Origin of the sequence: Pseudomonas sp. NFX183 (genome assembly GCF_047943075.1) — a bacterium.
Taxonomy (GTDB): domain Bacteria; phylum Pseudomonadota; class Gammaproteobacteria; order Pseudomonadales; family Pseudomonadaceae; genus Aquipseudomonas.
Window position 1 is genome coordinate 937,250 of the sequence record NZ_CP181333.1, and the last position, 22,306, is coordinate 959,555.

Annotated in this window: 21 protein-coding genes and 2 pseudogenes; 8 read left to right on the plus strand and 15 right to left on the minus strand. The window is 59.2% G+C overall.

Annotated features, from left to right (window positions below; genetic code table 11):
* Window positions 1-50: 50 nt before the first annotated feature.
* Both ACM530_RS04485 and ACM530_RS04490 read left to right on the plus strand, forming a co-directional pair.
* Window positions 51-1,337 (plus strand): serine/threonine transporter, encoded by a 1,287-nt coding sequence (locus ACM530_RS04485; RefSeq protein ID WP_145161340.1) that lies wholly within the window; start codon window positions 51-53, stop codon window positions 1,335-1,337.
* 300 nt (window positions 1,338-1,637) lie between these two features.
* Window positions 1,638-1,952 (plus strand): DUF3509 domain-containing protein, encoded by a 315-nt coding sequence (locus ACM530_RS04490; RefSeq protein WP_416364340.1) that lies wholly within the window; start codon window positions 1,638-1,640, stop codon window positions 1,950-1,952.
* On the opposite strand, the pseudogene ACM530_RS04495 reads toward ACM530_RS04490, so the two are convergent.
* Window positions 1,949-2,200: pseudogene (locus ACM530_RS04495) on the minus strand (phosphate-starvation-inducible PsiE family protein); the annotation flags it as partial. The gene ACM530_RS04490 and the pseudogene ACM530_RS04495 sit on opposite strands and share 4 nt — an antisense overlap.
* 121 nt (window positions 2,201-2,321) lie before the next feature.
* Between ACM530_RS04495 and ACM530_RS04500 the strand changes: the two are divergent.
* The 3 genes from ACM530_RS04500 (at window position 2,322) to ACM530_RS04510 (ending at window position 4,957) form a co-directional block, all read left to right on the plus strand.
* On the plus strand, window positions 2,322-2,843 hold the full coding sequence (locus tag ACM530_RS04500) for an AAA family ATPase (RefSeq protein ID WP_416364341.1): 522 nt from the start codon (window positions 2,322-2,324) through the stop codon (window positions 2,841-2,843).
* Between the two features lie 40 nt (window positions 2,844-2,883).
* Window positions 2,884-4,034 (plus strand): IS3 family transposase gene (locus ACM530_RS04505; protein ID WP_104502081.1). Its coding sequence is split into 2 segments (ribosomal slippage): window positions 2,884-3,118 and window positions 3,118-4,034, totalling 1,152 coding nucleotides; the frame shifts between segments, so codons are not numbered across the junction.
* A gap of 20 nt (window positions 4,035-4,054) precedes the next feature.
* Entirely contained in the window at window positions 4,055-4,957 is a 903-nt protein-coding gene (locus ACM530_RS04510) for a hypothetical protein (RefSeq protein ID WP_416364342.1), read from the plus strand.
* A gap of 187 nt (window positions 4,958-5,144) precedes the next feature.
* Here the strand turns inward: ACM530_RS04510 and ACM530_RS04515 are convergent, their stop codons facing one another.
* A complete protein-coding gene (locus ACM530_RS04515; RefSeq protein ID WP_262210593.1) occupies window positions 5,145-5,597 on the minus strand; it encodes a phosphate-starvation-inducible protein PsiE in 453 nt (150 codons plus the stop codon).
* A 144-nt stretch (window positions 5,598-5,741) separates the two neighbouring features.
* Window positions 5,742-5,984: pseudogene (locus ACM530_RS04520) on the minus strand (phosphate-starvation-inducible PsiE family protein); the annotation flags it as partial.
* 302 nt (window positions 5,985-6,286) lie between these two features.
* Here ACM530_RS04520 and ACM530_RS04525 point away from each other — a divergent pair.
* Window positions 6,287-6,547 (plus strand): YebG family protein, encoded by a 261-nt coding sequence (locus ACM530_RS04525; RefSeq protein WP_016974596.1) that lies wholly within the window; start codon window positions 6,287-6,289, stop codon window positions 6,545-6,547.
* Between the two features lie 54 nt (window positions 6,548-6,601).
* On the opposite strand, the gene ACM530_RS04530 is transcribed toward ACM530_RS04525, so the two are convergent.
* Window positions 6,602-7,621: a Glu/Leu/Phe/Val dehydrogenase family protein gene (locus tag ACM530_RS04530; RefSeq protein WP_145161336.1), complete on the minus strand. Its 1,020-nt coding sequence runs from the start codon at window positions 7,619-7,621 to the stop codon at window positions 6,602-6,604.
* Between the two features lie 187 nt (window positions 7,622-7,808).
* On the opposite strand from ACM530_RS04530, the gene ACM530_RS04535 reads away from it, so the two are divergent.
* Window positions 7,809-8,612: a SirB1 family protein gene (locus ACM530_RS04535; RefSeq protein WP_262210595.1), complete on the plus strand. Its 804-nt coding sequence runs from the start codon at window positions 7,809-7,811 to the stop codon at window positions 8,610-8,612.
* 220 nt (window positions 8,613-8,832) lie between these two features.
* Here the strand turns inward: ACM530_RS04535 and ACM530_RS04540 are convergent, their stop codons facing one another.
* From ACM530_RS04540 to hmgA, 4 genes are all read right to left on the minus strand, one after another.
* Window positions 8,833-10,203 carry an MFS transporter gene (locus ACM530_RS04540; protein ID WP_416364343.1) on the minus strand — a complete coding sequence of 457 codons (1,371 nt, stop codon included), beginning with the start codon at window positions 10,201-10,203 and terminating at the stop codon, window positions 8,833-8,835.
* A gap of 136 nt (window positions 10,204-10,339) precedes the next feature.
* Window positions 10,340-10,984, minus strand: coding sequence for a maleylacetoacetate isomerase (gene maiA / locus ACM530_RS04545; RefSeq protein WP_145161330.1), 645 nt, complete (start codon window positions 10,982-10,984; stop codon window positions 10,340-10,342).
* A 12-nt stretch (window positions 10,985-10,996) separates the two neighbouring features.
* The gene (fahA, locus tag ACM530_RS04550) at window positions 10,997-12,283 is read right to left on the minus strand and encodes a fumarylacetoacetase (protein WP_416364344.1); all 1,287 of its coding nucleotides are present in this window, start codon (window positions 12,281-12,283) and stop codon (window positions 10,997-10,999) included.
* 3 nt (window positions 12,284-12,286) lie between these two features.
* A complete protein-coding gene (hmgA, locus tag ACM530_RS04555; RefSeq protein WP_416364345.1) occupies window positions 12,287-13,570 on the minus strand; it encodes a homogentisate 1,2-dioxygenase in 1,284 nt (427 codons plus the stop codon).
* 121 nt (window positions 13,571-13,691) lie between these two features.
* Between hmgA and ACM530_RS04560 the strand changes: the two genes are divergently transcribed.
* Complete coding sequence (locus ACM530_RS04560) at window positions 13,692-14,471, plus strand: IclR family transcriptional regulator (RefSeq protein ID WP_416364346.1); 780 nt, start codon at window positions 13,692-13,694, stop codon at window positions 14,469-14,471.
* Window position 14,472: 1 nt separating this feature from the next.
* Here the strand turns inward: ACM530_RS04560 and dacB are convergent, their stop codons facing one another.
* From dacB to ACM530_RS04595, 7 genes are all read right to left on the minus strand, one after another.
* Window positions 14,473-15,924, minus strand: a complete 1,452-nt coding sequence (dacB, locus tag ACM530_RS04565; protein WP_262210604.1) for a D-alanyl-D-alanine carboxypeptidase/D-alanyl-D-alanine-endopeptidase — start codon at window positions 15,922-15,924, stop codon at window positions 14,473-14,475.
* Between the two features lie 99 nt (window positions 15,925-16,023).
* A complete protein-coding gene (locus ACM530_RS04570) occupies window positions 16,024-18,444 on the minus strand; it encodes a TonB-dependent siderophore receptor (protein ID WP_262210605.1) in 2,421 nt (806 codons plus the stop codon).
* Between the two features lie 109 nt (window positions 18,445-18,553).
* Window positions 18,554-19,489 carry a glutathione S-transferase family protein gene (locus tag ACM530_RS04575; protein ID WP_145161319.1) on the minus strand — a complete coding sequence of 312 codons (936 nt, stop codon included), beginning with the start codon at window positions 19,487-19,489 and terminating at the stop codon, window positions 18,554-18,556.
* Between the two features lie 76 nt (window positions 19,490-19,565).
* Complete coding sequence (locus ACM530_RS04580; RefSeq protein WP_025855645.1) at window positions 19,566-19,841, minus strand: GIY-YIG nuclease family protein; 276 nt, start codon at window positions 19,839-19,841, stop codon at window positions 19,566-19,568.
* Window positions 19,842-19,877: 36 nt separating this feature from the next.
* Window positions 19,878-20,348 (minus strand): nuclear transport factor 2 family protein, encoded by a 471-nt coding sequence (locus tag ACM530_RS04585; protein WP_416364347.1) that lies wholly within the window; start codon window positions 20,346-20,348, stop codon window positions 19,878-19,880.
* A gap of 91 nt (window positions 20,349-20,439) precedes the next feature.
* Window positions 20,440-21,075, minus strand: coding sequence for a response regulator transcription factor (locus ACM530_RS04590; protein WP_145161315.1), 636 nt, complete (start codon window positions 21,073-21,075; stop codon window positions 20,440-20,442).
* Window positions 21,076-21,280: 205 nt separating this feature from the next.
* A complete protein-coding gene (locus ACM530_RS04595; protein WP_262210610.1) occupies window positions 21,281-22,111 on the minus strand; it encodes a response regulator in 831 nt (276 codons plus the stop codon).
* Between the last annotated feature and the right edge of the window lie 195 nt (window positions 22,112-22,306).

A 22,306-nucleotide genomic window follows, 5' to 3' on the forward strand; every position in this document is an offset into this window, starting at 1 on the left:
AACCCGTCCTGAACGTGAGCCCGCGCAAAAATAATAACGAGGCAATATCGATGACCGATGTACGTACACCTGCTGCTGAAAACCCTGTTTCAGAAAAAACCGTGACCACCGGCTGGACCAAACACGACACCACCTGGATGCTCGGCCTCTACGGCACGGCCATCGGCGCGGGCACCTTGTTTCTGCCGATCAATGCAGGCGTCGGCGGCTTCTGGCCGCTGATCGTGCTGGCGCTGCTGGCTTTTCCGATGACCTTCTTCGCTCACCGTGGGCTGACGCGCTTTGTGCTGTCAGGCAAATCCGGCGACATCACTGACGTAGTCGAAGAACACTTCGGCGTCGGTGCCGGCAAGCTGATCACCTTGCTGTACTTCTTCGCCATCTTCCCGATTTTGCTGGTGTACAGCGTGGCGCTGACCAACACGCTGAGCAGCTTCATGGAACACCAACTGCACATGGCCCCGCCGCCTCGGGCGATCCTCTCGCTGGTGCTGATCCTCGGCCTGATGGCCATTGTGCGCTGCGGCCAAGGCGTGATCGTCAAGGCCATGAGCGTGCTGGTGTACCCCTTCGTCGCTGCCCTGCTGTTGCTGGCCGTGAGCCTGATCCCCAACTGGAACGACGCGTTTTTCGCCTCCGCCAGCGAAGGCATGCCGCTGCCGGTTTTCTTCAAAACGCTGTGGCTGGCAATCCCGGTGATGGTGTTTTCCTTCAACCACTCGCCGATCATCTCCGCGTTCGCCGTCGACCAAAAGCGCGTGTACGGCGCCCAGGCCGAGCGCAAGAGCAGCGGCATCCTCGCCACTGCGCACGGCATGATGGTGCTGACCGTAATGTTCTTCTGCTTCAGCTGCGTGCTGGCCCTGTCGCCGGCTGACTTGGCGGCTGCCAAGGCGCAGAACATTTCGATCCTGTCGTACCTGGCCAACCACTTCCAGACCCCGGTAATCGCCTACGCCGCGCCGTTGATCGCGTTGGTGGCTATTACCAAATCTTTCCTGGGCCATTACATCGGTGCCAGCGAAGGTTTCCAGGGCTTGATCGTCAAATCCCTGCGTGGGCGTAACCGCGCGATGTCGTCCAAAGGGCTGGAACGCTGCACCGCGCTGTTCATGGTGCTCACCTGCTGGGCCGTGGCCACGTTCAACCCAAGCATTTTGGGCATGATCGAAACCCTGGGCGGGCCAATCATCGCGTGCCTGCTGTTCCTGATGCCGATGTACGCGATCCGACGCGTGCCGTCTCTGCGTCAGTATTCGGGCCAGCTGTCGAATGTGTTTGTGGCGGTGATCGGTCTGATTGCGCTGTCTGCGATCGTTTTCTCGGTATTGCCCTGAAATAGCCCACTGACCTCAAGCACAGCACAAAACAAATGTGGGAGCGGGCTTGCCCGCGAATGCAGTCTTTCAGCCGAGTATCTATTGGCTGATACACCGCTTTCGCGAGCAAGCCCGCTCGCACATTCAGACTTCACTGGCGCGAAGATCGCTGTACGGCACGCCCCTTGCTGTACAGCTCTTGAGGAAAACGGACCTTGTGAAAACCTCAGCGACGGAGTGGCCGGTAGTCAGGCAACGCGAACTAATCCAGACGCCGGTCGTCAATGACTGCATGTTCTTATCAGGCGGTAACGCACCATGGACAATCCTTTTCGGATCATCACCGACACCTTTACGCCCAAATACCGCGTCAACCTGAGCATCCAACGGCTGGATGGCAGCATCATGCTCACCCTCTCGAACGAGGATGGCGTGGTCGCCAAACGCATGATCAGCGCCGAACAGCGCAACGACCCGCAACGGCTCAAACGGCTGGTGCAAAGCATTCAGTTCGGCATCGCCATCGAGCAGGGCCACAGTGCCATGGAGATTCTGACGGTGATGACGGACGGCGACCATAAAGTGCTGCAGCAACCGCCCGCTCGCGCCCTGCCCTTCAGCGTCGGGCTTTAAAGCTCGCCCTTCTCGGTTTCCAGGCTCGCCTCGCCTTTGCGACGCGGGCCTTCAACCTTCACCGAAGGAAATGCCGACGAGGCGTAGCGCACCACCAGGATCGAGAACGCCAACAGCAGAATGCCTCCGCACAGGTAGATGATGCCGATGTCCGGCGGGTTGTGGTGGGAGACGTTGGAGATCAGCAGGCGCGTCAGCGCGGTGATTGCCACGTAGATCAGAAAGCGCACCGGCATGTGGTTTGTCTTGACCGCTACCACCGCACAGCAAGTGCTTTAGCGAGCGTCTATAGGCATATCGCCACCATCTTCATTCGTGTTATTTTCCATCTTACGAACTCGTAAATAATGGAATGGATTCAGATAAAAAATGCGAATAAAAAAACTACGTCTGTTTAACGGTTACAAACGCTTCTATGACTTAACTATAGACCTTGGAGAGTCGCCCTCCCGAATTATTGCTCTAGTAGGGGCTAACGGTAGTGGTAAAAGTAGCGTTCTCGATGGCATGCTTTTCCTAAACAATGCATACGGCCAACTTGGTAACAAATCCGCCAAAAACCATTTATATCACTCTATGAATTCCGATCCCTCCTTCAACTATCAAAGCATTGCAATTGACTTCACTGACGGTGACTACCCTACCATCCGCGGAAAGCGACCCGGCGCAGAAAATACTATTTTTTCATTTAGAAGTCCGTACAGGTACAACAGCAGTCTAAATATAACTGAGACAAGAGCAGTTTCTGAGATACGCCTTAACAACTACGGCGCCACTTCTGCATCAGATCTCGATGATAAGATGGAAGAAAACTATCGCAGATTGAATATCAGATACAATAAATATCTGAACGAAAAAAACTGCCGACCTGAATCGCCCCTAGTTTCGTAGACACCTCCAAGCCTTAAAATGAGGCCCATTAGGAGGTGCCATGAGCAACCAGCGTTATCCCGAAGAATTCAAAATCCAGGCGGTCAAGCAAGTGACCGAAAAGCAGCTTCCTGTCTCGGAGGTGGCTGCACGATTGGGTGTGTCTGTGCACAGCCTCTATGCCTGGGTTAAGCGCTACACCAAGCCTCAGGAACAGCGCGTTGAGGAGGATGATCAGAGCGCTGAGGTTCGTCGTCTACGTGCCGAGCTGAAACGGGTGACGGAGGAGCGAGACATCTTAAAAAAGGCCGCCGCGTACTTTGCCAAGGAGTGCGGCTGAAGTACGCCTTTATTAAGCAGCAAGCGGGTCATTACGCGATTCGACGGCTTTGCCTGACGCTCAAGGTTCATCCCAGCGGCTACTACGCGTGGCTATCAGAACCAAAATCTGCGCGAGCCAAGGACGATCAGCGACTGCTTGGATTGATCAAACACTCCTGGCTGGAAAGCGGTGGCGTTTATGGCTATCGAAAGATCCATGATGACCTGCGAGAGGTTGGTGAGAGCTGTGGCCGTCACCGGGTGGCTAGGTTGATGCGCCTTGAAGGTTTACGTTCTCAGACTGGGTATCGACGGAGGCCTGGAAAATACGGCGGTAAGCCAGCCGTTGCCTCACCGAACTTACTGAAGCGCCAATTCGATGTCAGAGAACCCAACAAAGTTTGGGTCACAGACATTACCTACATCCGAACATATGAAGGCTGGCTGTATTTGGCCGTGGTGCTCGATCTGTTTTCACGCCAGATCATTGGTTGGTCAATGAAGTCGCAGATGACCAGCGACGTAGCCATTGATGCACTGCTGATGGCGGTTTGGAGACGTAAGCCGAAGCAAGAGGTGATGATCCACTCGGATCAAGGCAGTCAGTACAGCAGCTCAGACTGGCGAAGCTTCTTGAAAGCTAACAACCTGGTAGCCAGCATGAGTCGTCGAGGTAATTGCCACGACAACGCTGTGGCGGAGAGCTTTTTCCAGTTGCTGAAGCGGGAACGGATCAAGCGTAAAATCTACACTACACGCCAGGATGCTCGAGATGATGTGTTCGATTACATCGAGATGTTTTACAACCCAAAACGACGCCACAGTTTCAACAATCAGCTGTCACCGGTAGAGTTTGAAAAGCGTTACGCAGCGAGCCTTGAGAGTGTCTAGAAAACCCGGGGCGATTCAATTTGAGGCAAGACGACTACAACGATACTATCTTTCTACTTGATGAACCAGAGCTTCACATAAATACAGCAATACAGAGAAATCTTCTCATTGAGATAAACCGTCTGGTGGGAAAAAACTGTCAAATCTGGATCACGACTCATAGCATAGGTTTTATGCGAGCCCTTCAGGAAGAGATCAAAAGTGAGTGTCAAATAATCTATTTTGATGAAAACGACAATCTCGCATCTCAACCAAAAACTCTCACCCCGGCACCTAAAACTTCGGCGATGTGGCGGAAAATTTTTGGAGTAGCGCTAGATGATCTTACCCACCTTTTAAGCCCCAAACGTATCATTTATTGCGAGGGTCGAGACAGCCCAGGATCCGGCGGCATAGAACGCGGAATGGATGCCCAAGCTTACAACAGTATTTTTAACGAAAAATATCCGGATACATTGTTCATTTCGAGCGGCGGCAACACTGAATTAGATCAACGAAGTGATATAGCTATTGCAATTCTGTCGAAAGCACTTCCAGACCTGGAAATATTATTACTTAAAGATAGAGATTCCGGCTCTGGAAGAGGCGTATCAGCCGAGCAAAGGGAAATATATTTAAGCACCAACGGTGACCACCACCGAATGCTAAATCGCTGGGAGATCGAGAATTATATTTTCAGCAAAGACGTGCTAACACACTATTGCGAAAAAAACAGCCTCCTATTTGATGAAGACTCGTATGACAAGCTTGTATCCAACATACAAGACCAAAGCGTTAAGGACCTCTGGAATCGAATTAAAGCCATTTGCGGTATCAACACCAGCATCAACCCTGAAAAATTCAAACTTGAAGTAGCAAAAGTTTTCCCAACAAACTCAACCTCGTTCTTAGAGCTAGAACATTCCATTTTCGGCGCGCTATAAAAATGATGCGCAACTACTTAACTGGTTGCGCATTAACTACCCCCGGACAACTCTAGCTTTAGGAGTCAAATTTATCTTTGACAGATGAGAGTTTGACGAAGCAAATCGTGCAAGTGGCTTTTATTTGCCAAATATCAACCGGCTCCAATATTCAAAACGGCGAATCTCGCATACCATTCAAAACAACTCATTCAATCTGTTTTTCTTTTACAGAGGGATACTTCGAAGATGAATACCTAACCACCAAAATCGAAATTGCCAGCAGCAACACACCACCGCACACATAAAGAATCCCGGTATCGGGTGCATTATGATGAGAAACATCACTTATCAATAATCGAATCAGTGCCGTAACACCAATATATAAAAGAAAACGTAAGGGCATATGATTTGTTTTAAAATATATACCCGCCATAGCCAAAAGCTCAAGATAGATAAACAACAGTAAAATATCATCAATTGTTATTTTCGGCTGTTGAAGCATACCTATAAATGTAGACACTCCAGCCCAAACTGTAATTAATCCAATTGCGAAAAGCGCTAGGTAGTGGAAGGTTTCTACGAATAAATTGCCAATCGAATCAGCACCGCCATGCAGCTTTTTGCGCAGGCTTTCAGCCCATTTCACTTCTTGCGTCATCGTAACCACCACTGTTCAGAAATTGAGCGAATCAAGCCAACCACACGGCGAATCAGCGGCAGGTCATGCACACCAAGCCCCAACGTTATCAGGGCTTGTAAGAATCTGGCGACCACTACGAGAAATGTTAGTAACGTATACCTTCGTCTTAAAATAAATCCCGACCATCGCACCCAATTCCAGGTAGATGAACAGCAGCAAAATGTCATCGATCTTGATGTGCCCGGTTTCCAGCATCCCCAGAAATTCCATCACCGCCGCCCAGGCGGTCACCGCACCAATGGCGAACAGCGCCAGGTAGTGGAATGTCTCGACAAACAAATTACCCAGCGACTCAGCCAGCCCATGGACGTTCTGGCGCAGTTTTTCGGCCCAGTTGATTTTCACGATGATGCTTCCTTAGGTCGGCTCGACCGGATAATGCGGGTTGGACGTGACGGTTGTTCTGCATGCAGAAAAAAGGCCAGACACTAGAAGTTGAGATGGTGGCCGCGTGATATGAGGCACAAGGTCGTCACAGGTAAGGTGATAACCTCAAACACGAGCGCCTCGCGGCAGTGCTCTATGCCTATTTCCCGGCTACATTAAAAAACTGCTACCCAAACCCTGTGGTTTGGCTTACTCTTTTCGCTGTATATAAATACAGTAGTCGCAAAAGACAACTATCGTGAAGGCATGTGAGGTGGTGAATGGCCGTCGAAGTGGTATACCGCAGCAGCCGAGATCTGGAGCGTTTGTTCATGGATAAAGCCGAAGCTGACCGTCATGACAAAATGCTTGAACTCGCTGAGTTGCTGGCAGAAGTGTTGCAAAAAGCCGTGCCGTCCCTGAGCGAGCAGCAGGTGGAAGAAGCTGGGATCTACATGGCGAAGAACCGCGATGTATTTGCCAAGGCGTTCAAGAGCCAACCGGACGCATTGTCCGAGTTGCTGAACCCAACGGCAGAATAAAGCCCGAATTGAACAGGCCCTGAATCATTGATTCAGGGCCTTTTTAATGCCCGATTATGGGTACAGCAAGCGTTCGGCCAGCTCATCTGCCACCCGGGCAGGCGAGCGTTTCTCGGCTTGGGCGTGGGCGAAGATTTCCGTCAGGCGCGTGCCGATGTTCGCCAGGTGCGCAGTGATGCCCGGCAACTCGGCGCCGCTATGTTTGAGGGCAACATAGATCAGGCCGCCGGAATTGATCACGTAGTCCGGCGCGTAAAGGATGCCGCGCCCTTCCAACTGGTCGGCGATGTCCAGGGTGGTCAGCTGCGCGCTGGCCGAACCCGCCACGGCGGCGCAGCGAAGCTGGCCAACACTGTGTCGATTGAACACGGCGCCGACGCCGCAAGGCGCGAGAATGTCGCACGGCGTGCTGAGCAAGGCGTCATTGGCGATGGGGTGCGCACCGAGCTGCTCCATCGCCAGTTGCACCTTGCCGTTATCGATATCGCTGACCAGCAGTTCGGCGCCGGCCGCGTGCAGTTGCTCGGCCAGGGCGTAACCGACATTGCCCAGGCCCTGGACGGCCACGCGCAAACCTTCCAGGTTGTCACTGCCCAGCCGGGCCATGGCGGCGGCGCGGATGCCGGTGAACACGCCCATGGCCGCATGCGGCGCCGGGTCGCCCGCGGCAGTGGTGCTGGTGACGAAGCGGGTGTGCTGGGCGATGCAATCCATGTCCGCCACCGAAGTGCCGCTGTCGATGGAGGTGATAAAGCGGCCGTCGAGCTTTTCGATGCAACGGCCAAACGCTTCGAACAACGCTGCGCGGCTTTCCACGTGTACGGGCCGGATGATGACTGCCGTGCCGCCGCCCACCGGCAAACCGGCCAGGGCGGCCTTGTAGCTCATGCCTTGGGCCAGGCGCGCGGCATCGGCCACGGCACTTTCATCGTCGGGGTAAGACAGGTAGCGACAACCGCCCAAGGCAGGGCCCAGGCGGCTGTTGTGAATGGCTATGATCGCCTTCAGCCCGGTCACCGGATCGACGCTCAGGTGCAGCGATTCAAGGCGGGTGCTGTGCATGAGAGCAAACATCGTCAAGCTCCCGGATCACTTCTGGTAGAGGCCCAAGTATAGGCTGACGGTAGGAAACTGCCGAAGTGCGCTGGAATAAGCCGACCCAATTCACAGATCCCGCGACATAAGCAGGCCGGATATTTCTTAAGTCACTGGACGAAAATTCGCAGCAAGGCTAAAACGGGGGCATCCGCCGGAGAACGCAATGAATCCCCGCACAGCCTTTTTCGCCTGCCTGGACCGTTCACCCCCAGCGCTGTTTGAAGCCGCGCTGTGGATTGCTGCCGAACACGACCCGGCCGTACAGCCGTTGCTGATCCTGCAAGCGCTGACCCTGCTGCAACAACAGGTCAGCGTGGGCATGCCCTTGTTGCCGGCGGATGAACTCGGCCAGCCGCTGCTGCGGCGCATGAATGACTTGGGGTTCGCTCAGGATGACTTCACCCCACTGCGCCCCGCCGCGGCCCTTCTCGACAAGGTGCTGCAGCGTAAACGCGGGCAGCCGTTGGCGATGGGCTTGATCGCACTGGAGATGGCCCGGCGCCTGGACATTCCGATGGTCGGTGTGAATTTTCCGGGGCATTTCCTGCTGCGCGTGCCCGGCGCCGATCACCTGCTGGACCCATGCGGCGGGCGGCGTCTGTACCCCAATGATTGCCGTGAGTTGCTGCACCGCCAGTACGGCCCGAACCTCAAGTTACAGGCCGACCACTTGCTCACCGCCGAGCCGCGCTCGATCCTGCAACGGTTGTCACGCAACCTGCGCCAACTGCATCTCTCCAACGACAACCCGCTGGCCGCGTTGATCGACGCCGAGCGCGTGCTGGAATTGGGCAATGCCAGTGCCGCCGATTACCTGGCCCGGGCCAGCCTGTACCAGCGCCTGGATTGCCCCAGCGCCGAACGCTTCGACCTGGAGCACGCGTTGTTGCTCAGTGAAGACCCGATCCAGCGCCTGCGCCTGACCGAGCGGCTGGGGCACTTGCCGCCCAATTCAGTGGTGCATTGAACGGGTTATTCCGGTTCGTATGGCTTGTCGTGGCGAGCGGGCTTGCCCCGCGTTGGGCTGCGCAGCAGCCCCAATACAGTCACCGCATCTCTCCAGACAAACCGCGGTGGCAGGTTTTTGGGGCCGCTTCGCAGCCCAACGCGGGGCAAGCCCGCTCGCCACGCCAAGCCCGCTCGCAACAACACGCCAGCTCGCTACAAAGTCTGCCAAGCCAACAAGATCAGTGCTTGGCCGGTGCTTTGAGAATATCGCTGTGGAGTGGCCCCTTCGCCGCAGCTGATCCAGGCGAACGCACCTGAATGATCAACAACGCCGCAATCACCGCCGGAATCGCGCAGAAGAAGAAAATCTGCTGCACCGGAATATGCATGGCCAACAGCATGCTGCCAAACAGCGGCCCCAGGATTGACCCGAATCGCCCCACGCCCAATGCCCAGCCGGTGCCCGTGGCGCGCACGTGTGCCGGGTAGAAATTGCTGGCGAAGGCATTGAGGGTCAGTTGCCCACCGATGATGCAGAACCCGGCCGCAAACACACAGGCCACCAGATAACGCGGGTTATCGTGATTCAGGCCGAGCAGGATGGTGCACACCGCAGCGGCGGCCAACACGCCGGACAATAGCCGCACTTTGCTCTTCAAGCGATCGGCAAACCAGGCCATGCCGATGGCGCCCAAGGTGCCGGCAAACAGGAACATCGAGGTCACCAGATTGGCTTGCTTCAATTGCAGGCCGCTTTCCAGCAACAACGACGGCAGCCAACTGATCATGAAATACAGCAGGATCAGGCTGACGAAAAAGGTTGCCCAGATCAGCACGGTCGGGCGCGCGTAACCGTTGCGAAACAGCTCCACCACCGTCAGTTTGCTGCCCTGCTCCTGAAGGTTCTGCGCTTCACTCGCCAGCGGCGGTTGCCACCCCGGCAGCATGCGCGCGGTGACTTTACGCAAGCGCGCATACGGCGGTGCATCGCGTAACAGGCGCGGCAGGGATTCCGGCAACAGCCACATCAGGAAAGGAAACAGCAGCAACGGCGTCACGCCGCCCGCCAGGAACACCGCCTGCCAGCCGTAGCCTTCGATAAACCCGGCGGCGACAAAACCACCGGCTGCGCCGCCAAACGAAAAGCCACACGCGGCCAGCGTCACCATCAAGGTGCGCATCCGCGGGGGTGAGTAGTCTGACATCAGCGCCATGGCACTCGGCATCGCGCCGCCCATGCCGATGCCGCAGATAAACCGCGCGGCCATCAACGTGGTCAGGGAATTGGCAAACACCATCAGCACCGTGAGACTGGCGTAGATCAGCACACAGCCGAGCAGGATGCGGCGCACGCCGAAGCGGTCCGCCAATGGCGTCACCAACAGCGAGCCGAGCGTCAGGCCCAGCAGGTTGGCGCTGAACACCGGGCCGAACGCGGCTTTTTCCAGGCCCCAATCCTTGGCCAATGCCGGCACCACATAGCCCAGCACCTGGGCATCGTAGCCATCGGTGACCAGCAGCAACGCCAGCAACACGAGGATCAACCACTGATAGCGCGACACCGGACGGGCGTCGAGTGCCGCACGGAAGCTGGCAATCTGATTGTGCATCGCAAGGTACCTATTATTTTTATAAGGGTGACGCTGATCAACTGTGGGACCTGGCTTGCCGGCGATGACGGCCTGTCATGTGCGCCATCACTGGCTGACACTGCGCTATCGCAGGCAAGTCCGCTCCCACATTGATTTAGGGTGTGTCCGGGGTGTCGGGTTGGTTAGCCGGGTGTGCCTGCACAAATGCCGGATGCTGCGCCGCTAGAGCCGCCACGCGTCCTATGCGCGGATAAGCGCCCAATGGCACTTTGAAACGCTCCGCCGCATACAACTGCGGAATCAAAAACGCATCCGCCATCCCCGGCTGTTCGCCAAAGCAAAAGCCTTTATCGCCAATCAGCTGCTCCACCGCGCCCAGGCCCTGGCTGATCCAATGCCCGATCCACTCCAGCAATTGCGCCTCATCGTGCCCCCACTTGCGCAACAGGTTCTGGGTACTGGAGTTGTGCAGCGGGTGAATATCGCAGCCGATGATGGACGCCACTGCGCGCTCATGGGCCCGCGTGGCCAGGTCTTTGGAAAGCAGCGGTGCCTGTGGATAACGTTCCTCCAGGTACTCGATGATTGCCGGTGACTGAATCAACAGATCACCTTCGTCCGTACGCAACGCCGGCACGCGGCCCTGCGGGTTGATCGCCAGGTAGTCCGGCTGGCGATTGGCACCGCCCGGCGGCACCAGCAAGTTGACCGGCACTGCGGTGACGTCCAGCCCCTTGAGCGCCAGGGCGATACGCACGCGGTATGACGAAGTGGAGCGGTAGTAAGTGTAGAGTTCCATCGCCCTGCCCTCTTAACGCGCCGCGACGACGGTGCCACGGCATTCGCCGAACCCGATGGAGGCAAACCCTTCGCGGCTGCAACGCGCGCGCAGGATGATTTCGTCGCCGTCTTCGAGAAACTTACGGACCTCGCCCGAGGCCAGTTCAATCGGCTTTTTACCGCCTTCGGTAATCTCCAGCAGGCTGCCGAACTGCCCCGGCTGCGGGCCAGACAACGTGCCCGAACCAAACAGATCACCGGCCTGCAATTGGCAACCATTAACGCTGTGGTGCGCAACCATCTGCGCCACGGTCCAGTACATGTGCTGGGTGTTGCTCAGGGTCAGGCGATGGGCCGGCAGGTTTTGCTCGCGCATCGCGGCGGTGGTCAGCAGCACTTCCAGTTCGATATCAAAACCGCCTGCGGCCTGGTCACGCTTATCCAGCAGGTACGGCAGCGGTTGCGGATCGCCCTCGGGGCGTGCCGGCTGGGCTTTGCGGAACGGCTCCAATGCTTCGGCCGTCACCACCCAGGGCGAAATGCTGGTGATGAAACTTTTCGACAGGAACGGGCCCAGTGGCTGGTATTCCCAGGCCTGGATGTCGCGCGCCGACCAGTCATTGAGCAGGCAGAAACCGGCGATATGCTCGGCCGCATCGCCAATCGCGATCGCGTCGCCCATGGCATTGCCCTGGCCGATCCAGATGCCCAGTTCCAGTTCGTAATCCAGGCGCGCGCAAGGGCCAAACGTTGGCTCGGTCTGGCCGGCCGGCAGCGTTTGGCCTTTAGGGCGGCGCACCTCGGTGCCGGACGGGCGAATGGTCGAGGCACGGCCGTGATAACCGATCGGCACGTATTTGTAGTTGGGCAGCAGAGGATTGTCGGGACGGAACAGCTTGCCGACGTTCTGCGCGTGTTCGATGCCGACATAGAAGTCGGTGTAGTCACTGATTTTTGCCGGCAAGTGCATCTGACAATCAGCGGCCAAGTGCAGCACTTGCGCCTCACGGGTTTGCAATTTGCTGCCTTCGGCAAGCAGTTCCAGCAGGCGTTCGCGCAAGGCCAAACGCGGGCCACGGCCAAGCTCGAACAACGCATTCAACTGGCCGCCGACAGTCGCCTCCACCGCGCGGCGGGCTTCGCCGTCAAACTCATCCAGGGCCGCGTGCAGGTCGAGAATGCAGTCGCCAATCGCCACGCCGCTGCGCGGTGCCGAGCCGTTGATATTGAACACGCCCAGCGGCAGGTTCTGCAGGGGAAAGTCCTGGTGACCGTTGGCGGAGGCCACCCAGCTGCGGGCTAGCGTTGGTTGAGTCATGGGTTATCTCCGGTTCGGGTTGAAGGTGGCAGGCAGGGAGGCCCAGCACGCGTCGTAAGCGGGTTGCAGTTGCGGGCATTCGAGGGCGAACTGTGTGGGGCGCAGCACTTGGCTGGTCTCGAACATGAAGGCCATGGTGTTATCGATCTTGTGCGGCGCCAGCTCGACATTGATCGCCCTGGTGCAGGTTTCACCGTCCGGGCCGTGGGCACTCATGCAGCTGTGCAGCGAGGCGCCGCCGGGCAGGAAGCCTTCGGCCTTGGCGTCGTAGGCGCCCTGGATCAGGCCCATGTATTCGTTCATCAGGTTGCGGTGGAACCACGGCGGCCGGAAGGTATTCTCGGCCACCATCCAGCGCGGCGGGAAGATGACGAAGTCGAGGTTGGCCAGGCCGTGCACGCTGGTGGGCGAGGTCAATACGGTGAAAATCGACGGGTCAGGGTGATCGAAACTCACCGTGCCGATAGTGTTGAACCGGCGCAGGTCGTATTTGTACGGCACGTTATTACCGTGCCAGGCGACCACGTTGAGCGGTGAGTGATCGAGTTCGCAGGCCCACAGTTCGCCGAGAAATTTCTGCACCAGCGTTGTCGGCTTTTTGAGGTCTTCGTAGTGGGCAACCGGCGCGAGGAAGTCACGCGGGTTGGCCAGGCCGTTGCTGCCGATCGGGCCAAGGTCCGGCAGGCGCAGCGGCGCGCCGTGGTTTTCTGCGATGTAGCCGCGTGCTTGGGCATCCAGCAGTTCGACGCGAAATTTCAGGCCACGCGGCAGTACGACAATTTCCAGCGGCTCCACGTCCAGCACGCCCAATTCGGTGGCGATGCGCAGGCGGCCCTGCTCGGGGACGATCAACAGTTCACCGTCGGCGTTGAAGAACACGCGCTCCATCGAGCGATTGGCGCGGTACGTGTAGATGCTGATGCCAGACGGTTGTTGCGACCCGGCGTTGGCAACCATGCCCACCAGGCCGTCGATGAAATCGGTGGGCTCACTCGGAATATCCAGAGGGTTCCAGCGCAAGCGGTTGGGCGTCACTGCGCCCAACGGCCCACCGGCCAGTTGCCGCTCAAGCTTGACGAACGCCGGGTGATTGGCCGACGGCTGAATGCGGTACAGCCAGGTGCGACGGGCTTCGCTGCGCGCCATGGTAAAGGCCGTGCCGGAGAACAGTTCGGTGTACAGGCCGTACGGGGCTTTTTGCGGGGAGTTCTGGCCGACGGGCAGCGCGCCAGGCAGGGCTTCGCTGGCGAATTGATTGCCAAAGCCCGATTGGTATTCGAGGTTCATGGATCATCCTCTGAGCGGAAGTTGTTTTTATCGTAATCCAGTTACGCATAACGTAATTTGATCACTGTCGACCGTCAAGCTATAAAGACGCCCATTCCCCCTCTCGGATTCTCGCTCCTCCATGGAAAAGCCCCGCGACACCGGTAAACAGAAAGTCCGCTCGGCCGAAGTGGGCACCGATATCCTCAAGGCCCTCGCCGAACTGTCGCCGGCCACGTCGCTGTCGCGCCTGGCCGAGCATGTGCAGATGCCGGCGAGCAAGGTCCACCGCTATTTACAGGCGTTGATCGCCTCGGGCTTTGCTGAACAGAACACCGCCACCAACCATTACGGCCTGGGTCGCGAGGCGTTGCGCGTGGGGCTGGCCGCGCTGGGCAGCATGGATGTGCTGAAAGTCGGCGCCCTGCCCCTGGCGGAACTGCGCGATGAATTGAATGAAACCTGCTTTCTGGCGGTGTGGGGCAACCAGGGCGCGACCGTCGTGCACATCGAGCCGGCAGTGCGCGCGATCACGGTGGTGACGCAGCTGGGTTCGGTGTTGCCGCTGCTCAGCTCGTCCACCGGGCTGGTGTTCAGCGCTTATCTGCCGTCGCGGGAAACCGTGGAATTGCGCGAGCGCGAGATTCAGGCCGGTGTCGCCCATGCCTTGGCGGACGATCAGGCTTACGCCACCGCCTGCGAGCAGATCCGCAGCCGTGGCCTGCACTTTGTGCACGGCTTGCTGATGCCCGGCGTCGACGCGTTGTCGGCGCCGGTATTCAACGCGGTCGGCCAGGTGGCGGCCGTGATGACCGTGGTCGGCCCGACCTCACTGTTCCACGCCGATGAAGATGGCCCGGCGGCGCAACGCTTGCTGGCGGCGACCCAGGCCGTGAGTTGGCGGATGGGCTATCAGCCCTGAATCAATCGTCCCAGCGTGACAGGGCCACGGCCACGCGGTTCTCCAGCGCCTTGACCTGCGCGCCGGCCACCACGTAGTTATTGCTCAGCATCGAGAACACCAACGTGCGCCCATGGGCGTCGGTGATGTAGCCGCTTAATGACGAGACGCCGCCCATGGAGCCGGTTTTGGCATGCAGGTTGTTTTCAGCCGGCGTGCCGCGCAAGCGATAGCTCAGGCTGCCGCCGGTCATGCGGTCAGTGTTGCCGGCAATCGGCAGCGCGTTGTACCAGGCGTTGAACCACGGCTGTTTGCGCGCGGCCAGCAGCAGGTCGGTGAGGGTTTGCGACGACACCAGGTTCTGCCGCGACAGCCCGGAGCCGTCGACTTGGTGCAGCGCCGCGGTATCCAGGCCCTGACGCTTGAGGAAACCGGCGACTGCCACCACACCCGCCGCCGCCGTGCCGCTGTTGGCGGTCTGACGGCCCATGGCCTTGAGCAAGGCTTCAGACATGTTGTTGTTCGAGAGTTTGAGCAGCGGCGTGATCAATTCCTGCAACGGCGCCGATTGATGCTCGGCCAGCACGGTCACGCCGGCAGGGGTTGCAGCCCCCACCATTCGACGCCCGAGTACCGTGATGCCCTGCTGTTTGAGGGCCTGTTCAAACAGATTGGCCACCAGCTGCGTCGGTTCCCACACGCTCACCAGCTGCGGGCTCTGCCTGCCCGGCGCCACCGCACCGCTGAGCTGCAACAGGTTGGTGCCATGGCGGCGGTTGATCCCGTAGGTGTTGCCCGGCCCACTGACCGCGCGGTTGCTCAATTGCAGGTAATCGGTGGGCGGGAAGATCTCGACGCTCACTGGCTGGCCGACACGCGCTGGCGCCTTGGCTGTGACCAGCACGCTGCCCGCATCAAAATCCGCATTGGGTGACACGGTCAGCGCCGAAATCTGCGCGCCATAGTAGGTGGTTTCATCATCGTGGGACCAGTCGACACCGAGCCGCTCGGCGTCAAACCAGGTGTCGTCGAACACGATGTCGCCCTGCACTTGGCGAACACCCTGGCTGGCCAGTTGCGCTGCCAGGGCCTGGTAGTCGGCGAACTGAATCGTCGGGTCGCCGAGGCCACGCAGGTACAAGTTGCCCGTCAGGCGATCGCCCTGGCGTATGCCATTGCTCAGCAGTTGCGTGGAGAACCGGTATTGCGGGCCCAGCACGTCCATCGCCGCCGCCGTGGTCAGCAGCTTGAGATTGGACGCGGGGACCAGGCGCGTGCGCGGGTTGTGCTGATAAAGCGTGGCGCCACTGCGCGCGTCACGCACCGTCAGCGAAACCGTGGCGCCGTGCAGCGTCGGGTCGGCCAGCAGTTGATCAAGGGAGTTGGAAGTCTGCGAAACACTCGCGCAGCCGCCCAGTAAAAAGCTCAAGCCGACCAGCATCGCGCTGGTGTGTATCCATCTGCCCAAGTGCATCAGTAGCGTTTTCCCGCGAAGTCTTCAGTGGCGGCAACGCTACCAGCTCAATGCCGTTGTGGCGAGCGGGCTTGCCACAACAGCAGCCCGTCTGACGCATTAAAACTGAAGCGTACTGGACACCGACACCTGCCGCGCATCGCCTAGCGACACAAACACCCGGCTCGCGGCCGAGGTGTAGTACGTGCGGTCGAACAGGTTCTTCACGTTGAGCTGGAACTTGACCTTCTGGCCTTCGATCTTGGTGTCATAGGTGGCAAACGCGTCGGCGACGGTGTAGCCCGGCAGGTTGAAATCGTTGGCGGCATCGCCTGCGCGCTCGCCGACATAACGGGCGCCTGCGCCCAACCGCAATTGATCACCACCAAAAATAGTGCCGAAATCGTAGACCGCCGACAGCGAGCCCGTGTGCTTGGCCACGTTTTGCAGGCGGTTGCCCTCAAGCGTCGGGTCTTTGTCCTTGGTGTCGAGAGCATCGGTGTACGCGTAGCTGCCGATCACGCTCCATTGGTCGGTCAACTGGCCGGTGGCGTCCAGCTCCAGGCCACGGGAGCGCACCTGGCCGGCAATGCTGTAAACGGTGTTGGCCCCTGATCCCACCGAGACCAGCACGTTGCGCTTATCGATATTGAACAACGCCGCGCTGGCGGTAATACGCCCCGGGATGTCGAGCTTGGCGCCCAGCTCCCACGACTTGGACTCCTCAGGCGTGAGGTCGCCGGTCAAGGTGCTGCCATCGGCCAAGGCGGCGATGGTGGAGTTGGGTTTGAACGACTCGGTATAGCTGCCGTAGAACGACAACTCATCCGTGTAGCGGTACACCAGGCCGGCGCGCGGCACCCACGCCTGGCCATTGCCGTTGGTGTTGGCCGTGAACGGCACACCCTTGCCGGCGTACTGGTCATACATCTGATAGCGCACACCTCCCACCAGGATCCACTGATCGGTCAGGTGAATGGCGTCCTGGAAAAACAGTGAGTCGCTGCGCAGCAGGTCCGTCTGGGCGCTGTCCTTGGCACTGACGGTGGTGCCTTGCACGTCCCTGCCATAGACCGGATCGAGGTAGCTGAAGGCGCTGCGTTGCGCCTGGCGGATCAAGTCGGCGCGGTAGATCTTGCGGTACTCATCGTCCAGGCCAAACACCAGGTCATGCTGCATGCCACCGACGTTGACGCTGCCTTCCAGGCTCATTGTGGCAAAACGATCGGTGGTCAGCGCCCCCCGTGTGCCGTCCATGCTGCGGGTCAGGGTGCCGTTGGAATTGACCGAAACCGTGCGCACCTGGCTGGCATCATAGGTCTCGCGGTTCCAGCTGTAGCCCAAGTGCGCCTTCCAGTCGTCGTTCAAGTCGTGGTCGACTTCCAGGCGATACAGGTCGGAGCGGCCTTCCATGTTGTTGAACGGCTCATCCAGGCGCCGGGTCGCGGGGATGTTCAGCGGGTGATTGGTCTTGGGATCGATGGCGGTGCCCCGGTCAAACGGCGAGAGGAATTCGCGGTGCTCGTAGGCAAAGACCACTTTGGTGGTGTCGCCGTACCAGGCCAGGGACGGCGCTACCAGCGTCTCGCGGTGGGTGCCGAAATTGCGCCAGTAATCTTCGTCTTCATGGTCGACGATCAGTCGGTACGCCAGGCCGCTGTCGCCAATCGGGCCGGTGGTATCGAGGTTACCGCCACTGCCGTTCTTGCCGTCGCCGAAGGTCGAGCCACGTGCGGTCAGGGAGGTGGATTGAGTCAGTTCCGGCTTTTTGCTGACGATATTGACCACGCCGCCCGGGTCTTGAATACCGTACAACAATGACGACGGGCCCTTGAGCACTTCAACGCGCTCGGCGGTGGAGTTCAACGCACGCCCCTGCACCACGGGCATGCCGTCTTGCATGATCGAGCCATTACGGTTATCACCAAACCCGCGCAGCATCACCGCATCCTGGGTACTGGCCAAGGTGTTGGCCTGGGTGATGCCGCTGATATTGGCGAGGGCGTCATCCAGGTTACGCGGGGTCTGGTCGCGCAGCACTTGGGCGGGCACCACGTTGACGGTTTGCGGGGTTTCCAGCAACAGGCCATGGGAGCGCATCACCGAGCTGGTGGGCGGCGGCTGGTAACTGGTGCTGTCCTGGGCCTGGCCGGCGCCGCTGATGGTGGTGGCGCCGAGGTTGACCGCGCCGTCGGTGGGCACAGGTTCAAGGGCCAAGGTGTGGGCGTCGATCTGGCGGAAGGTAAAGCCTGAGTGGCCGAGCAGGCGTTGCAGGGCCTGGGTCGCGCTCATTTGCCCGCTGACGGCAGGAGCACTGAGACCGTAGGGCGCTTCATCGGTATAGATCACGCTGATCCCGGTGACGCGGCTGAAATCACTCAGGGCCTGGGGCAGCGGCTTGGCTGCCAGCGCAAAATTGAACTGGGCGCTTTGCTGCTCCTGCGCCTGCGCCACGGCCAGGGGCAGCAACGCCAGCCCCGACACCGCCAGTACCGAGGCTCCCAGCCACTGTTTTACCCAACCGCCCGCCGTCGATTTCATGCTGTGAGAACCCGTGTAGAAAACGCTGTTAATGCGAATAGATCGCAGTTTCAAGCACTACACGGATGGGCGGTGGATTTACCTCACATTGTTTTGAAAATAATTTTATTTACTGCGCCTGAATGCGGAACCCCAACCGTGGGAAATGCACATGCACGGTGCCGCCGCGTTCATCGGTACGCCGCAGGATCAACTCCTCACGCCCGGCGAACAGCAACTCGCCGGCCACCAGATCGGTGCCGTAGTCGGTAGCGCAAATACTCACCTGCTGGCCCGGCTTGAAGCCGTTCAAGTCCTCGAACAGTTCATCCGGCAAGGCCGCAGGCGTCGCGTTACGCGCCACTTCCAAGGCCTGTTCGGCGCTCATCTCACTGGCAGTGCCATGGCCGAAGCTCAACACACGGTCCAGCCAGGCAGCGACAGCGGGATAGGCATCCACCAGCGGCGCCGTCACCGACGAGCCTTTGAGGAACCACAACGGATGCGCCAGGGCAAAGTCGGCAATCGACGGCTCGCCAAACAGGAAGTCACCTGCCTGGTGCTGCAATTGCTGATCGATGCGGCTGATGATCGTCGGCCATTGGTGCTTGGCCCGGTCCAATTGCACGCGGGTGGCGGTGCCGCCGCTGAACAGTTTGGCGCGGTCCGCCACCAGCACGTCAAGCATCTGCGGCGGCACCTTGGCGAACTTGACGGCCAGGGATTCGGGCTGGAACACCAGCGCAACGGCATGCGAGAACACCAACGAATCGGCCCACGCGGCGAAGCTTTGCGTGACCAGCTCCAGGCCTTGGGGAAACAGCGCCGGCGCGGACTTTTCCTGCTCGAGGCGGTGGGCGATCAAGGCGGTGTCGCAGTAGATATCGGCGCCGACTTGCAGCACCGGCGTCTTGCGGTAACCGCCGGTGAGGGCCGTGAGGTCAGGCTTGGGCATCACCGGCGAGATAAACACCGAGCGCCAGGACAAGCCCTTGAAGCCCAGCATCAGGCGGGCTTTTTCAGCAAAGGGGGATTGCGGGTAGTGGTGCAGGATCAACTCAGACATGCCAGGCTCCGCTCAAGTAAGTGAGCCGCTAGCTTAGCCTGCAACGCCCCACGTGCGGGCGATGGGAACCCATCAGTCAAATCAATGAACCGCTCGCCGCCAGGCACTCCTTGGCGCTCTTCTTGAGCTTTTTGATCAGCCGCTCCTGGCGCAGCGCCTCGCCCTTGCTCGCACATTGCTCGGTGTACACCAATGCCACCGCGGGGCTGGACAAAAAGAACCGCGCGCCCTTGCCGCTTTGGTGAGAAGCAAAGCGGCGCACCGGGTCATTGCTGATGCCGCAATACAGCGAGCCATTGGCCGCGCGCACCAGGTAGACAAACCAGGGTTTGGGTTCAGGAAGATCAGTCACAGGTCGTTTCGGCAAACCAGAGGAGCGCCAATCTTATCAACGACCGGCCTGAAATGCCCTCAGGCCTTTAAGCGCCTGGGCGCGCACGGCGTTTTTCAACGCAGGCGACCAACCCAACAACAACCCCTTGAGGCCCAGGGCCTGGCGCGACCAGCGCCACAGGTCGAAGTGATCGTGGTGCTCGCAGATTTTGCCATCGCGAAACACAAACCGCGCGCCGATATCGTTGACCACCGTGTTGCCGGTGGCGCTGAACAGGTACGTCGCTACCCAATGCGCGCTGCCGGTGGTTTCATCGCTGCGCACGTGGTCGAAGGTCAGGGAAAAATCCTTGGCGCGGGTGGTGAGCATGCGCCACATGTCACCTGCGTCACGGCCACGCAGCTCGCCGAACGCGGGGTCGCTGAACACCACATCGTCGGTGTAGCAGGCGGCCATGGCTTCGGCATCCAGGCGCTGGAAGGCACTGTAGAACTCGGTGATCAGGGCGTTGTGGGCATCACTCATGGGCAGGCTCCGCAGGCATCGAAAAGGTAGGCGCACGATAAGCCGCCAGCGCCGGTAAGGCTACCGACATTCGCCGCGCAAATGACCACGCTTACGGCACCATGCCACTGCTGCGAGCGTAGGCGAACAAATCCACGTCGGTGGAGATGCACAACCGGCTCATGGCCGTGCTTTTTTGCTTGCTGATGGTCGAGATGCTGCGATTGACCCGGGCGGCAATCTGGCTGACGGTCATACCGCTGGCGAGCATGCGCACCACTTCACGCTCTTTGCCGGACAACTGCGGCACGGCTTGCTGGTCGCCGGTGCCAGCTTCCACCAACTGCACCCGCAGGCTTTCGCTGACAAAGGTATGGCCTTCGCTCACGGCCTTGATGGCCTGCGGCAACTCCCTGGCTGAGGCACTCTTGGCCACGATGGCCCGCGCGCCTTGTGCGAAGGAAGCGCGCAGCGTGGCGATGTTGGCGAACATGGTCACCAGAATCACTGGCAATCGCGGGTATTGGCGTTGCATCAGGCTCAACAGGCCGTACCCATCAGCCTGCTGATTGCCCGGCATGGCAAAGTCGGTCACCAGCAGGTCACAAGGCGTGCTGTCGAGCACCGCCAGCAGTTGATCGGGGCCGTCGGCCTCGCCGACCACCTTGCACTTTCCACTGGCCTCGATCACGACTTTTTGGCCGATACGCACAATCGGATGATCGTCAGCAATTATTACGCGAAGCATGAGACCCACCATGATGGCAACTTGACCTACGCAAAATAGCGCCGGATGTGGCCGGCAACAACCGCCAAGAAAACCAGCCAGGGCAGCCCGTGCAGCATTCGTGGCTGTCGAGAGTTATACCTACAAAACAAACAGAGCAGGCCGTCAGAAAGAAGCTACAGCTCAGGGCGAAATCTTCCTTCACCCCCGATGAAAGCCTGCGTCTTCAAAGCGCCGACAAGTACGCCAGGTAACGCACCAGGTCCTGGCGCAACCGGATCAAGTCGCGGGCATGCGTGGCCACACCGTCGCCACTTACCCGCGTCATCAGTTGCAGGCCGCGTTTTTCCAGCGAGGTGACGCCCAGAAAGGCCACGCTGCCAATCAAGCGGTGCAGGTGTTGAACGGTTTCGGCGCCATCAAGGCGCATCACCGCGCCCGACAGCGCGCGCAGGTCTTGGCGAGCTTCATGGATCAGGCTGCCAAGCATGCTGTCCACCACTTCGCTGCGGCCAAACATTTGCACCAGCGTCGTACGGGTTGGCCAGCCTTTTTGCCCGACCAATGCCTGTGCCTTTGTGCCCTGCTCGAATGCGCCCACGTGGGCTTGGTCCAGCCAATAGACCAAGACGTGGTGCAGCTGCAAAAAAGTCAGCGGTTTGATCAGCCACGCGTCCATGCCGGCTTCCAGGCACAGGCGGACTTCGTCAGGGCCCAGGTTTGAGGTCAGGCCGATGATGGGCAGTCGCGTCGACAGCGCCTCACGTTCGCGGCGGCGGATTTCGCGCGTCATGGCATAGCCGTCCATGAGCGGCATCTGGCAGTCGGTCAGAATCAGATCAAAGTGCTGCACGTCCAGGGCGGCCAGCGCAGCTCGCCCGTCCCTGCACGCTTGGTGACCCAGGCCGAGGCGGTCAAGGGTTCCGCTCATCAGCAGGCAGTAGGCTGGATGGTCGTCAACAACCAACACCTTGAGCCGTTGCCAACAGGCAGGCACGGTGATCAACGCCCGCGAGTCATCCCCACCCCTGCTGCCTGGGGGAATGCCTGATGACATGACTACCTCAACTTACCGTATCGACGGACGATGATGGCACGCCATGCGTGCAGGAAACGGCCGCGCTCTGGCCGATCGGGCGCGGCATTCTGAACCATCTTTTTGATTTTTTTATGACGCTTCAGCGGCGCAAAACGTATTCGAATGACTGCGCCTGGACGATACAAAAACTACGAAACCTCACAATTCCTACGT

Coding starts and splice junctions, on each gene's coding strand:
- ACM530_RS04485 (WP_145161340.1), top strand. CDS start 51: ATGACCGATGTACGTACACCTGCTGCTGAAAACCCTGTTTCAGAAAAA.
- ACM530_RS04490 (WP_416364340.1), top strand. CDS start 1,638: ATGGACAATCCTTTTCGGATCATCACCGACACCTTTACGCCCAAATAC.
- ACM530_RS04500 (WP_416364341.1), top strand. CDS start 2,322: ATGCGAATAAAAAAACTACGTCTGTTTAACGGTTACAAACGCTTCTAT.
- ACM530_RS04515 (WP_262210593.1), bottom strand. CDS start 5,597: ATGACGCAAGAAGTGAAATGGGCTGAAAGCCTGCGCAAAAAGCTGCAT.
- ACM530_RS04525 (WP_016974596.1), top strand. CDS start 6,287: ATGGCCGTCGAAGTGGTATACCGCAGCAGCCGAGATCTGGAGCGTTTG.
- ACM530_RS04530 (WP_145161336.1), bottom strand. CDS start 7,621: ATGTTTGCTCTCATGCACAGCACCCGCCTTGAATCGCTGCACCTGAGC.
- ACM530_RS04535 (WP_262210595.1), top strand. CDS start 7,809: ATGAATCCCCGCACAGCCTTTTTCGCCTGCCTGGACCGTTCACCCCCA.
- ACM530_RS04540 (WP_416364343.1), bottom strand. CDS start 10,203: ATGCACAATCAGATTGCCAGCTTCCGTGCGGCACTCGACGCCCGTCCG.
- maiA (WP_145161330.1), bottom strand. CDS start 10,984: ATGGAACTCTACACTTACTACCGCTCCACTTCGTCATACCGCGTGCGT.
- fahA (WP_416364344.1), bottom strand. CDS start 12,283: ATGACTCAACCAACGCTAGCCCGCAGCTGGGTGGCCTCCGCCAACGGT.
- hmgA (WP_416364345.1), bottom strand. CDS start 13,570: ATGAACCTCGAATACCAATCGGGCTTTGGCAATCAATTCGCCAGCGAA.
- ACM530_RS04560 (WP_416364346.1), top strand. CDS start 13,692: ATGGAAAAGCCCCGCGACACCGGTAAACAGAAAGTCCGCTCGGCCGAA.
- dacB (WP_262210604.1), bottom strand. CDS start 15,924: ATGCACTTGGGCAGATGGATACACACCAGCGCGATGCTGGTCGGCTTG.
- ACM530_RS04570 (WP_262210605.1), bottom strand. CDS start 18,444: ATGAAATCGACGGCGGGCGGTTGGGTAAAACAGTGGCTGGGAGCCTCG.
- ACM530_RS04575 (WP_145161319.1), bottom strand. CDS start 19,489: ATGTCTGAGTTGATCCTGCACCACTACCCGCAATCCCCCTTTGCTGAA.
- ACM530_RS04585 (WP_416364347.1), bottom strand. CDS start 20,348: ATGAGTGATGCCCACAACGCCCTGATCACCGAGTTCTACAGTGCCTTC.
- ACM530_RS04590 (WP_145161315.1), bottom strand. CDS start 21,075: ATGCTTCGCGTAATAATTGCTGACGATCATCCGATTGTGCGTATCGGC.
- ACM530_RS04595 (WP_262210610.1), bottom strand. CDS start 22,111: ATGTCATCAGGCATTCCCCCAGGCAGCAGGGGTGGGGATGACTCGCGG.